Genomic DNA, 11,299 nt, shown 5'->3' with positions numbered 1-11,299 from the left:
ACTGATAGCAGCCGTTTCTCCTATTCGGTGTTCCAGCCTGTTCGATTTCGAGGAAATTTTTGATTTCTTCCCGCATAATCAGTTCTAATTTTTCCTTCACAAATTGACGAATAACACTTTCCAGTTGATTTGCCCAGTCGACATTCGGTATACTTCTTTTAGACATAGGTAGGGTTCTCCTTTCTCTAAGATTTTTGGTCCAATCAGAGAATACCCTACTTTTTTCTTTTGTTCTAGCAAAATGTTTTACACAAACTTTTATACATCATCTATTTATGTAAAAAATTTCCTTCAACGTATGTATTGTTTATAATGGACATTAGCAAATAATAAAGCCTATTTATTTTCTGCTGACTCGCTTTGCTCATACTATTAAAGTGTGGTGATACAGTGGAGCATTATTTACATTATTTTATCGATCATTTTGGATATATCGGCATTATGGTCGTGTTAATGTTAGGAATTGTCGGTATGCCGATTCCGGATGAGCTGCTACTTACGTACATTGGATACCGAATTTCCACAGGTTCCATGTCATATCCTATCTCATTTGTTTTTGGCTTTATTGGTGCTATAGCTGGTATCTCCATCAGCTACTATTTAGGAGTAAAACTCGGATTGCCGTTTTTGCAGAAAATAGGTCCAAAAATACATATTACAGAAAAGCGAATAGAGCAAACGAAAGCATTATTTGCCAAACTAGGGCCATCGGTGCTGTTTATTTGCTATTTTATCCCTGGCATCCGTCATCTTGCTGCATTTTTAGCTGGATTTAACGCATACGATCGAAAAAAATTTATGTTATATGCCTATAGCGGAGCGTTTGTCTGGGTCTTCACCTTTCTCACAATTGGTAATTATTTAGGGAAGAATTGGATTATAATTAAACAATATATGGATGAATATCGCACTTTTTTTATGGCCGTATTTATTCTCCTCATTTGCCTGCTCACAATATATTGGTTTTATCAGCAAAAAAAGAAGTAAAACACCGGCACTTTGAAACCGGTAAATTTATTTTTTACCTTCTAACGTAACATTTACAGCGTAAAAAAAACAAGAACCATCATACACTAAAGACATCTCCTTCTATAAAGGAGGCATGAACTTGAACACCATCGATTATGACAAAGCATTATACTATACGCACCGCTCCGAATGGGATAATTTGCTTATTTTAATGGTGCGTACACAAGATGATTTGCTGTCGAAAAAAATTGAGCAATTTCTTCACGCCTACAATTTTGAATATGATTACTCGGTCATTCAAAAGCGGCTAACCGCTCTGTTGCGTTATATCGACCATGCCCTTGAGGCAAGCGAACAAAAAACAGGAGCTGAGCAATACGCTTATTCGTAAATAAAAAACGGGGAATTGGTTCGATCCAATTCCCCATTATTTATCCTATCGATTCTCCGACCGATGTATAAGAAAAATCTCCTTTTATCCTTTCAGATGAAATTGTTCTTTTTTCACCGATTCTCCAGTCCTTAGCACCAATAGCCCGGAAATGATAAGCAATCCGCTTAATATGGCATATGGAATCAGGACATGTTGTAATGAAACAAGACCAGTAAATACGCTTAACAAGATGGAACGAATAAGAAAACCGAACGCACGAAATAAACTGTCTACCCGTCCGATTTTCTCATTTGGGATTCGTTCCATCATTAGCGAGCTGCGTGCCACCCTTGTACCCGCATTGCCAAACGCGGTAATGCTTACAAGCAGATAAAATATCCACGTGTTTTTTACGAAAAGAAACATCGTCATCGCCATCGCATACATAAATACGGTGATCGTAATGCTTATTTCTGTTCCGATTCTCCTCAGCAACAACGGAACTACAGCCCCTGCGAGCGCTGCGCCAATTCCATACACCATACTTTGGATTCCGTATACCGAACTATCTTCCTTTAAGACATCGGTAATATAAATCGGATGAAGATAATTGGTCATCATCACACCAATAAAGGGCATGAACGAAGCAAGCAAAAACCAAAACAACAGCGGACAAGCTTTCATATAGCGGCATCCTTCGGTCATCTTATTCTTTTTTCTCTCTCCACCACTTGGCTGCGCTGATATAACGGTGCAACTCAGAAAGGATATCATCCACTTGCATAGCCGCCGCTTGGGTTAAACGATCATCAACGAAACAAGAGGAATCTAAGACAAGCTGTTTTGGAATGGCGTTGGCATGCAATCCACGCATTACTGTACGCATATTGTTTAAGGCATTGATTCCGCCTTTTCCTCCCCCTGCCACCGCAATAAGAGCAGCTGGTTTGTGTTCGAATTGATCGCTGCTTAAAAAATCAAGAGAGTTTTTTAGCGCTCCGCTCATCGCACTATGATACTCTGGGGAACAAAGCACAATGCCATCGGCTTGCTGAATTTGTTCGCGTAACTGGCACACAGCAGGCAACTCTTCTTGGCCTGCTTCACCGTTATATAGCGGTATGGCTCCTTCACTTAAATCGATAAGCTGCGCTCCATATTGCTTTGCAATATGTCTAGCAACGATTCCCGTTCTCCCCGATTTGCGCGGACTTCCGTTCACTACAACGATATGCATGGCATTTCTCTCCTTTTTTCCTTGTTTTTCTGATTATAGTGTAATCAAAGGAATGGCTTCTTTCGCCGGCAAATCGGGGGAGCTGTACATACGAAAATAGCCGAAGCCTCAATACAACTAAAGTCTGAGATGTTTTACAGCATAAAGAGCCGCTTGGGTGCGATCCGCAAGATTTAACTTAGCAAGTATATTGGATACATGCGTTTTGACCGTTTTTTCTGTAATCATTAATGCTGCGGCAATCTCTTTATTGCTTTTTCCTTTCGCAATTTCCGCAAGCACTTCTTTTTCCCGCTTCGTCAATACTTCAATAAGTTGTTCCTTACGATCCCCTCCCTTTGACACATGAGTCATTAAATGCGTGGTGACTTTCGGGTGAAGCTGATTTTCGCCTCGGTACACAGATATAATCACTTGTACTAACTGATCTGGTTCTACATCCTTCAATTGATACCCCGACGCGCCGGCACGAATGGCGGGAATAACATGATCCACATCAGAAAAGCTTGTTAAAATGAGAATCTTCGTATGAGGAGACAGCTCCTTTATTTTTTTCGTTGCTTCCACGCCATCCATAACCGGCATGACCAAATCCATTAACACGACATCTGGTTGCAGTTCTTTCACCCGTTCCACCGCTTCTTTTCCATTGGACGCTTCACCGACTACGTTAATTTCTTTTTGCGTGTTGAGGAAAAAAACTAATCCTCGCCGAACAACATGATGGTCATCCACAATAAGTACGTTGATTCCCATTATTCTCTCTCCTTTTTCAGCGGAATGATGACATCAATCGTCGTTCCTTATTTGTAAAGCTCGTTTTATGCGGAGCAGCTACATTGAAGCACTCCAAATTTCTCATCCCCTGCACGAAGAGGAATGCTCGCGTGGTGGGTAACGCCATTGGTATCTCCCCATTGCTCTTCGATTGCCTTTTCAAGCCGCTTGCATTCAATGACATTCGCTGCCCGCTGCAGCCGCCCATCTCTGTACCGTTCCAAACACCAACAGCCTCCTTCGCGCATCGGCTTCTTATTTTCCCATGTCAGTGCAGGAGGTAATTGATAGTCAGCAATAAGAGAGTATCCTTCTTTTGGATGAACAAAAAAAATCCAGCCGCATTGCAGTCTCATCACTTGTATTAATTCCTTTAATACCGTCTGCAGCATTTCCTTTAAATCATTGCACTCATTCAATGTTTCGGCAATGGATTTTAATGTAAGCAATTCTTGAATATCCTGCTTGTCCTTGCTCATTTTTCTTCCCCCTTCGCTCCAATCGTATAGAAAAAAGACAACGCCGACCTTCGGCATTGTCTTTTTCGGCTTATGCAATAGGATACTGTTGAATGAGCGGATGAAGGACGATTTCATCGATCAGCATGTGCTTTGGAGCGCTTGCCATATAGACGACTGCTTTGGCGACATCTTCGGCTTTTAGCCAATCGCGTTTTTCCGGAACGCCTTGGACCGAATTGGCGAAGTATGTATCAACCATTCCTGGGTTAATCGTACCAACGCGAATGCCGTATTTTCTTACTTCCTGCGCCAGCGAACCGGAAAATCCTTGAACAGCGTATTTGGTCGCGGTGTATGCCGCTCCGTTCGGAATCGTGTAGCGGCCGACATCGGAAGAAATGGTAATAATCGTTCCCGATTTTCTTTCTTTCATATGCGGAAGCACGGCTTTTACTCCGATGAACACGCCTTGAACATTAACGGCAAAGATACGTTCCCATTCTTCCACAGTTGTCTCTTCCACTTCTTTAAAAAATCCGATTCCTGCATTGTTGACGAGAATATCGATTTGCCCAAACGCTTCTAATACTTCTGTGGCCATCTTTTGCATCTGCTGTTCATTGGCAACGTCCACTTGGAACGCCTTCACATAAGAGAATCCTTTTTCTTTCAGCTCTTTTTCCGTTTCATAAACCCCTTCAGAACTTCCCACGAGCGCCAATTTTGCTCCTTGTTCCGCCAATTGAAACGCAATGGCTTTTCCGATTCCTCGAGAAGCTCCTGTGACAATCGCTACTTGGTTTGTTAACATGTGGCATGATCCTTTCCGTTATGTTTATCATTTAAGATGGCGAAGCAGTGCGAAGAAAGTCATGAACTCGTTTCATCACTGCATTGGAAAGTTGTTGCAGCTTTGCTTCACTGTCGGCTAATGACTTCCCTTTCACGCCGAAATATACTTTGATTTTTGGCTCTGTTCCCGAAGGACGCAAGCAAAACCATGAATCGTCTTCCAGCAAATACTTTAATACGTTGGAAGTTGGAAGAGTAATCATTGTTTTTTCGCCAGCCGCAGTATTTACCCGTTCTTTCGTTTTGTAATCCTCGATCACGGTTACTTTTTTTCCTGCTACTTCTACCGGAGGTTCATTGCGGAAAGATGTTAAGATAGCCTGGATTGTTTCCGCACCTTCTCTTCCTTTTAACGTTAATGACTGCTGTCCTTCACGGTAATAGCCGTATTGGTCAAATAATTGCAGCAATCCTTCATATAAAGACATACCTTGTTTTTTATAAAAAGCACATACTTCCACCGCTAATACCGCTGCTTGGACCGCGTCTTTATCACGTACAAAATCACCAATTAAATAGCCGTAGCTTTCCTCATAGCCAAATTGGAACGTATACTGACCGGTTTGTTCATATTCTTTTATTTTTTCGCCGATAAATTTAAATCCTGTTAATGTATCCACCGTATCTAAGCCGAAAGATTGCGCAATCGCGCGGCCAAACTCGGAGGTTACAATCGTTTTTAGCACCACGCCATTTTGCGGCAATATCCCTTTTTCTTTCTTTTGGGATAGCAGGTAATGAAGCAATAAGCCTCCTGTTTGATTTCCGGTCAATACAACATAGTCGCCTTTTTCATTTTTTACGGCAATCCCTAATCGGTCGGCGTCAGGGTCTGTCGCAATTAACAAGTCAGCATTGACTTTTTTGCCGTACTCTATCGCTAACGCAAATGCTGCGTGCTCCTCTGGATTTGGCGATGCAACTGTGGAAAAGTTCGGATCTGGCTGCTCTTGTTCCTCAACAACAAATACATTTCGGTATCCAAGTTCCTTTAACGCGCGGCGAATCGGTTTGTTTGATGTGCCGTGAAGCGGTGTAAAAACGATGTGAATATCGACTTCTTCCGCAAGCTTCGGTTGAAGGGAGACCGTTTTTACAGCGTCAATATAAGCATTGTCCACTTCTTCGCCGATGATTTGAATGAGCCCTTTTTCTTTTAAAATTGCTTCGTCCTCAACATGGATATCAAGTTCATTTTCCACTTCATTGACGTATCGAATCACCGCATCTGCCGTATCTGGAGGAAGCTGCCCCCCATCTTCTCCATATACTTTATATCCATTATATTCTGGCGGATTATGGCTTGCGGTGATGACGATGCCGGAAAATGCATGCAAATAACGAACAGCAAACGAAAGCTCCGGCGTCGGTCTCAGCTCATCAAATACATATGTTTGAATGCCGTGAGTGGCCAATGTTTTCGCTGCTTCCATCGCAAATTCCCGAGACTTATGCCGCGAATCATAGGCAATGACAACACCGCGTTTTTTTGCTTCTTCGCCAAAGGACTCTATGTATCGCGCCAAACCTTCTGATGCTTTCCGAATCGTGTATATGTTCATCCGGTTTGTCCCCGGACCAATTTCTCCCCGCATGCCGCCTGTGCCAAATTCTAAGTTTTTATAAAAACAATCTTCCAGCCATTTCAGGTCGTCTTGACGCTCTGTTAATAAACGCTTTAATTCTTTGTCTAATGACTTATGTGCTAACCATTGTTCATATTTATTTTTCCAATCCAACGGACATCCCTCCCTTTCTTTATGTATTCGTTATCATCATACAATATCCTTCATAAAAGAAAAAGGATGTCTCATAAGTCAGAGACATCCTTCATTTTTTTATCCTTGTGGTTGCGACGGCTCAGAAATGTTTGTCAATGCTTGTCCCGCCGCTTGATCGGACGCGCTGTTTGTCGCGATATCGCCTAAAGCGACAATTCCTTGAATTTGGTTATTTTCGACAATTGGCAAACGACGAATTTGATGTTGCGCCATCACACTTGCCGCCTCTTGAACGCTCATATTAGGCGTACCAGTGACCACGCGATTCGTCATTATTTCCGATACAGGAGTGGAAGCTGGATCTTTTCCTTGCGCCGATGTACGGAGTGTAATATCACGGTCCGTGATCATTCCTTTTACTTGACCGTTTTCCACTACTGGAAGAGCCCCAATATTTTTTTGGCTCATGATTTGCGCAGCTTCTTGAACTGTTTGGTTAGGAGAAACTGTCGCTACATTTTTCGTCATAACGTCTTGAACTTTGTTGCTGTTGTTATTCATGTGATCCTCCCCTTTCACCGATTATTATGGGCGGATTGGCGGGAGGATATAGATAGAAAATAATGTTTGCACCGTTTAGTATTGGCACCGGAAAAGCAAATGTTTCATGACAAACGGATTTTATATACGCGCGCCTCCCATGGACGCAGGCGAATTTCTTTCAGTTCTTCCGTTTCATCAACATCGTAATTGCTGATAAGCAGCTCTTTTGTTTTATAGGTGATATCATCCGGAAGCCGGAAAACAGGAGTTTTTTCAGAAAAATTAGTAATAACAATCAGCTTTTCATTTCCCAATGTGCGTGTATATGCGTAAATATACGGATCGTCTTCCAAAATTAAGTCATATGTTCCATAGACAATAATGTCATGCTGCTTGCGAAGTTGAATTAATTTTTTATAATAATGAAACACCGAATTTGGATCCGCTAAAGCCTCTTTTACGTTGATTTCCTTATAATTTGGATTTACTGGAATCCATGGCGTCCCCGTTGTAAATCCTGCGTTTTCGCTGTCATCCCACTGCATCGGCGTGCGCGCGTTGTCACGTCCTTTGTAATAAATTTTTTCCATCACTTCTTGTGGATCTTCACCGTATTCTTCCACACGTTCTTTATACATGTTTAACGTTTCAATGTCCCGGTAGTCTTCAATCGACGGAAAGCGCACATTTGTCATTCCGATCTCTTCACCTTGATAAATATATGGAGTTCCTTGCATCATATGGAGAAATGTTGCAAGCATTTTCGCCGATTCGACACGATACTTTCCATCATCGCCAAAACGAGAAACAGCGCGTGGCTGATCATGATTGTTTAAGTAAAGACTGTTCCATCCTTTTCCTTCTAGCTCTTTTTGCCATTTTGTCATCGTTGTTTTCAAATCGGCTAATGACCATGGACGAATACCCCATTTTCCTCCAGGTCCGGAATCTAAATCCACATGCTCGAATTGGAACACCATGTTTAATTCATGGCGAGACGGATCTGTATATAAAATGCCTTCTCTCGGAGTCACTCCCGGCGTTTCTCCAACCGTCATAATATCGTACTTTGATAACACTTCCCGGTTCATCTCTTGCAAAAATTCGTGAACGCGCGGACCGTTCATAAAATATTTGCTTCCTGAAACATATTTTTTTCCTTCCTGCGGTTCACCATCCGGTAATCCTGGTGTTTTCGAAATCATATTAATGACATCCATCCGAAAGCCGTCGACGCCTTTGTCAAGCCAAAACTTCATCATGTCATACACTTCGCGGCGTACTTTCGGATTTTCCCAGTTTAAATCAGGTTGTTTTTTGGAAAAAAGATGTAAATAATATTCTCCTGTTGTTTCATCATATTCCCAAGCAGAACCACCAAAGCATGACTCCCAATTGTTCGGTTCCTTTCCATCTTTTCCAGGCCGCCATATATAGTAGTCGCGATACGGATTGTCCTTTGACTTTCTTGATTCGATAAACCACGGATGCTCATCTGATGTATGATTGACGACTAAATCCATCACTAGCTTAATCCCGCGTTTGTGCATTTCCTCAAGCATTTCTTCCCAATCTTCCATCGTACCAAATTCATCCATAATCTCCCGATAATCGCTTATATCATATCCGTTGTCATCATTTGGCGATTTATATACCGGAGATAGCCATACCACATCCACGCCAAGTTCTTTTAAATAATCAAGTTTCGCGATAATGCCGCGGATATCGCCAATGCCATCCCCGTTGGAATCGTAAAAACTGCGCGGATAAATTTGATACACAACCGCTTCTTTCCACCATGCTCGTTCCAAATTTCTCACCTCTATGTACATATATGAAAACGATTGCACATAAGTATTGTACTATAAAACAAAAAGGAGCGGCTATATATATTCAAAATTTTACATTCTCCTTTTCGTCCAATATAATGAAAATGGCAATAAACCTAAAAAACAAGGGGATTGTAGCATGAATCACAATACAAAAACATTGGAAAACGCGCTTGTTAGCGCCTGGGGAATTTCACTGATTGCAACGCTTGGGAGCCTTTATTTTTCCGAAGTTTTAAAATTTACTCCTTGTGATCTTTGCTGGTTTCAACGCATTTTTATGTATCCACAGGTGGTTTTGTTAGGGCTTGCGGCCATTCGGAAAGAATATGGCATCGCTCGCTATAGCCTTGCATTATCCATCATCGGTGGAACGATTTCGCTTTACCATTATGCTCTGCAAAAAATTCCGTTTTTCCAAACCCATGCGATTTCGTGCGGCCGCGTCCCTTGCACGGGACAGTACATTAATTGGCTTGGCTTTATTACGATTCCATTTTTAGCGTTAGTTGCATTTTTTCTCATTAGTGTATTAAGCATCTTCATTATTCGTAAAGAGAAAGAAGGGAAAATAAGTTGAAAAAGCTCCTTATCTTCGGATCGATTATTGTAGCGCTGTTTGCGGCGATCTCCTTTATCACATCGTATCAGCAAAAACAAGCTGCCAAAAATAATCCTTATCATAAAGAAGAACTTGACCCTGCAACTGTTGCGCAGCTGGATGACCCAAATTATCAAAACATCATTTTACCCGATGAACTGGAGCAGAAATTAAAAAATAAAGAAACCGTCACCGTCTATTTTTACAGTCCGGATTGTCCTCACTGCCAAAAAACAACACCTATTATCGTTCCTTTGGCAAAGCAAATGGGGATTGACTTAAAAATGTTTAACCTGCTTGAATTCAAAGACGGATGGGACAAGTATCATATTGAAGGAACGCCAACCCTTATTCATTATGAAAAAGGGAAGGAAGTAAAACGAATCGACGGCTATCATGAAGAAGCCGTTTTCCGTGACTGGTTTTCTTCGATTCAACATATCAATAAATAAGGAGCTCGCCCTGTGATGGACGAGCTCCATCTTACATTAACCAATCGCTTTGTGAAGGCAAATACATACTACATGGATAATGACGCTTGTTCATAAACTGCTCAATCGTAAACGGAAACGCAATACCGTATCGCCTAAGTAATTTGACGTTCCGCTCAAATAGATCGCGATACCGTTCGCAATCTCCGCTTTCTCCTACATATTCGATCACAATAATTAACGATTGAAGTGATGAAATAATTTGAAATGCTTCTTTCATCGTTCCATTGTATGTAACGTATTCCCTTGGTAATGAAAGGATTTTCGAATTTTCAAACTTATTAATTTGTTCATCATCAAAATAATACGGAAAAATGTTTGTGTAAAAATAATTGACTAAATAATTCATATATTCCTCTTGTTCTTTCGTGGCTGCATAAACCATTTTCATGTTCTTACCACCTTTTCGCACTTGCATAACATACTATAAAACGCTACTATGAGTGTATCATATCTGATACGTATATTGAGGTAGAAAGTGTTTCCACTGTTTTGAAATTTTGGAGTGAAATAATGATGTGGTCCAAAAAAGGAGACTGGCTTGAATGCGTCATTCCTTCTTTTTGGGAAGGACGTACGATTGAATCGTTGCTAAAAGAAGTATGGTGCGCCTCTAAAAAGTTAGCTCATCAGCTGCGAATGGAAAAAGGAATCAAGCTCAACGGAAAAGAAGCATCATGGCAAACGCCATTAAAAGAAAAAGACCGCCTGCAGTTGCACCTTTATAAACCTGAACCCTCCATCATTATTCCTGAATATCGAGAGCTTTCCGTTTTATGGGAGGACGAGCATCTCCTTATTATTAATAAAGGCGCTGGAATCGATATCCATCCTTCTGAACCTTCTCAAATAGGGACTTTAGCGAACGCGGTCGCTTTTTATTTACAATCACAAGGGATTTTGACGAAAGTACGGCATATTCACCGGCTTGATCGTGACACATCGGGAACGATTTTGTTTGCCAAACATACGCTTGCAGGAGCCACGCTTGATCGGATGTTGGAAAAACGGCAAATCAAACGGACGTATGTAGCGCTCGTCCATGGGATCATGAAAAATAAATCAGGAACGATTTCCGCGCCGATTGGACGCGATCGCCATCATCCAACGAGACGAAGAGTTTCGAAAACGGGTGCAAAAGCGGTAACACACTACCGCGTCTTACATACGTTTCCTGATGAACAAACATCGCTCGTAGAACTTTCCCTCGATACCGGGCGCACTCATCAAATCCGCGTCCATATGAGTTACATCGGCCATCCATTAGTCGGAGATGTTCTTTATGGCGGAGAAAACACGTTTCATCGACAAGCACTTCATGCCGCCAAACTATCGTTCTTGCATCCTTTTACAAATGAAATGATTTCATGTATTGCACCTGTTGATGATTTTCCTGTTGATATCACTCGGTTTTACCTGGATTCACAATAAAAGGCGGACGTCTT

General features: G+C 41.5%; 14 protein-coding genes and 1 pseudogene. 5 read left to right on the top strand and 10 right to left on the bottom strand.

What is annotated here, in order from left to right; all coding sequences use genetic code 11:
* Nucleotides 1-166: pseudogene (locus tag DCC82_RS17970) on the bottom strand (IS256 family transposase); the annotation flags it as partial.
* 224 nt (nucleotides 167-390) lie between these two features.
* Between DCC82_RS17970 and DCC82_RS05170 the strand changes: the two are divergent.
* Nucleotides 391-987 carry a DedA family protein gene (locus DCC82_RS05170; protein WP_012749251.1) on the top strand — a complete coding sequence of 199 codons (597 nt, stop codon included), beginning with the start codon at nucleotides 391-393 and terminating at the stop codon, nucleotides 985-987.
* Nucleotides 988-1,108: 121 nt separating this feature from the next.
* The gene (locus tag DCC82_RS05165) at nucleotides 1,109-1,360 is read left to right on the top strand and encodes a YhdB family protein (RefSeq protein WP_012749250.1); all 252 of its coding nucleotides are present in this window, start codon (nucleotides 1,109-1,111) and stop codon (nucleotides 1,358-1,360) included.
* 84 nt (nucleotides 1,361-1,444) lie between these two features.
* Here DCC82_RS05165 and DCC82_RS05160 read toward each other — a convergent pair whose 3' ends face one another.
* From DCC82_RS05160 to DCC82_RS05125, 8 genes are all read right to left on the bottom strand, one after another.
* Nucleotides 1,445-2,026 (bottom strand): MFS transporter, encoded by a 582-nt coding sequence (locus tag DCC82_RS05160; protein WP_233252930.1) that lies wholly within the window; start codon nucleotides 2,024-2,026, stop codon nucleotides 1,445-1,447.
* 22 nt (nucleotides 2,027-2,048) lie between these two features.
* On the bottom strand, nucleotides 2,049-2,579 hold the full coding sequence (locus tag DCC82_RS05155) for an NADPH-dependent FMN reductase (protein ID WP_097354145.1): 531 nt from the start codon (nucleotides 2,577-2,579) through the stop codon (nucleotides 2,049-2,051).
* Between the two features lie 117 nt (nucleotides 2,580-2,696).
* The gene (locus DCC82_RS05150; RefSeq protein ID WP_097354144.1) at nucleotides 2,697-3,335 is read right to left on the bottom strand and encodes a response regulator; all 639 of its coding nucleotides are present in this window, start codon (nucleotides 3,333-3,335) and stop codon (nucleotides 2,697-2,699) included.
* A 65-nt stretch (nucleotides 3,336-3,400) separates the two neighbouring features.
* Nucleotides 3,401-3,835: a GAF domain-containing protein gene (locus DCC82_RS05145; RefSeq protein ID WP_049756981.1), complete on the bottom strand. Its 435-nt coding sequence runs from the start codon at nucleotides 3,833-3,835 to the stop codon at nucleotides 3,401-3,403.
* Nucleotides 3,836-3,905: 70 nt separating this feature from the next.
* Nucleotides 3,906-4,628, bottom strand: coding sequence for an SDR family oxidoreductase (locus DCC82_RS05140; protein ID WP_097354143.1), 723 nt, complete (start codon nucleotides 4,626-4,628; stop codon nucleotides 3,906-3,908).
* A 31-nt stretch (nucleotides 4,629-4,659) separates the two neighbouring features.
* Nucleotides 4,660-6,408 (bottom strand): phospho-sugar mutase, encoded by a 1,749-nt coding sequence (locus DCC82_RS05135; protein WP_081189039.1) that lies wholly within the window; start codon nucleotides 6,406-6,408, stop codon nucleotides 4,660-4,662.
* Between the two features lie 99 nt (nucleotides 6,409-6,507).
* Nucleotides 6,508-6,951: a CBS domain-containing protein gene (locus DCC82_RS05130; protein WP_097354142.1), complete on the bottom strand. Its 444-nt coding sequence runs from the start codon at nucleotides 6,949-6,951 to the stop codon at nucleotides 6,508-6,510.
* A gap of 104 nt (nucleotides 6,952-7,055) precedes the next feature.
* Nucleotides 7,056-8,744, bottom strand: coding sequence for a glycoside hydrolase family 13 protein (locus DCC82_RS05125; RefSeq protein WP_097354141.1), 1,689 nt, complete (start codon nucleotides 8,742-8,744; stop codon nucleotides 7,056-7,058).
* A 157-nt stretch (nucleotides 8,745-8,901) separates the two neighbouring features.
* On the opposite strand from DCC82_RS05125, the gene DCC82_RS05120 reads away from it, so the two are divergent.
* Both DCC82_RS05120 and DCC82_RS05115 read left to right on the top strand, forming a co-directional pair.
* Nucleotides 8,902-9,342 carry a disulfide formation protein C gene (locus tag DCC82_RS05120; RefSeq protein ID WP_097354140.1) on the top strand — a complete coding sequence of 147 codons (441 nt, stop codon included), beginning with the start codon at nucleotides 8,902-8,904 and terminating at the stop codon, nucleotides 9,340-9,342.
* Nucleotides 9,339-9,815, top strand: coding sequence for a thioredoxin family protein (locus DCC82_RS05115; protein ID WP_097354139.1), 477 nt, complete (start codon nucleotides 9,339-9,341; stop codon nucleotides 9,813-9,815). The genes DCC82_RS05120 and DCC82_RS05115 overlap by 4 nt, the downstream gene beginning before the upstream one ends.
* 31 nt (nucleotides 9,816-9,846) lie before the next feature.
* Here DCC82_RS05115 and DCC82_RS05110 read toward each other — a convergent pair whose 3' ends face one another.
* Nucleotides 9,847-10,245, bottom strand: a complete 399-nt coding sequence (locus DCC82_RS05110) for a YhcU family protein (RefSeq protein ID WP_097354138.1) — start codon at nucleotides 10,243-10,245, stop codon at nucleotides 9,847-9,849.
* Between the two features lie 125 nt (nucleotides 10,246-10,370).
* On the opposite strand from DCC82_RS05110, the gene DCC82_RS05105 reads away from it, so the two are divergent.
* Nucleotides 10,371-11,285 (top strand): RluA family pseudouridine synthase, encoded by a 915-nt coding sequence (locus DCC82_RS05105; RefSeq protein WP_097354137.1) that lies wholly within the window; start codon nucleotides 10,371-10,373, stop codon nucleotides 11,283-11,285.
* Nucleotides 11,286-11,299 lie beyond the last annotated feature (14 nt).

The sequence above is a fragment of the Geobacillus sp. LYN3 genome (assembly GCF_003064505.1).
In the GTDB taxonomy this organism is placed as follows: domain Bacteria; phylum Bacillota; class Bacilli; order Bacillales; family Anoxybacillaceae; genus Parageobacillus_B; species Parageobacillus_B toebii.
The sequence above is the reverse complement of the archived record's forward strand: the minus strand, read 5'-3'. Positions and strand labels throughout refer to the sequence as shown.

Excerpts from the sequence above, each read along its gene's own strand:
- DCC82_RS05155 (WP_097354145.1), bottom strand. The coding sequence starts at position 2,579 with ATGCATATCGTTGTAGTGAACGGAAGTCCGCGCAAATCGGGGAGAACG.
- DCC82_RS05150 (WP_097354144.1), bottom strand. The coding sequence starts at position 3,335 with ATGGGAATCAACGTACTTATTGTGGATGACCATCATGTTGTTCGGCGA.
- DCC82_RS05145 (WP_049756981.1), bottom strand. The coding sequence starts at position 3,835 with ATGAGCAAGGACAAGCAGGATATTCAAGAATTGCTTACATTAAAATCC.
- DCC82_RS05110 (WP_097354138.1), bottom strand. The coding sequence starts at position 10,245 with ATGAAAATGGTTTATGCAGCCACGAAAGAACAAGAGGAATATATGAAT.
- DCC82_RS05130 (WP_097354142.1), bottom strand. The coding sequence starts at position 6,951 with ATGAATAACAACAGCAACAAAGTTCAAGACGTTATGACGAAAAATGTA.
- DCC82_RS05120 (WP_097354140.1), top strand. The coding sequence starts at position 8,902 with ATGAATCACAATACAAAAACATTGGAAAACGCGCTTGTTAGCGCCTGG.
- DCC82_RS05160 (WP_233252930.1), bottom strand. The coding sequence starts at position 2,026 with ATGAAAGCTTGTCCGCTGTTGTTTTGGTTTTTGCTTGCTTCGTTCATG.
- DCC82_RS05140 (WP_097354143.1), bottom strand. The coding sequence starts at position 4,628 with ATGTTAACAAACCAAGTAGCGATTGTCACAGGAGCTTCTCGAGGAATC.
- DCC82_RS05105 (WP_097354137.1), top strand. The coding sequence starts at position 10,371 with ATGTGGTCCAAAAAAGGAGACTGGCTTGAATGCGTCATTCCTTCTTTT.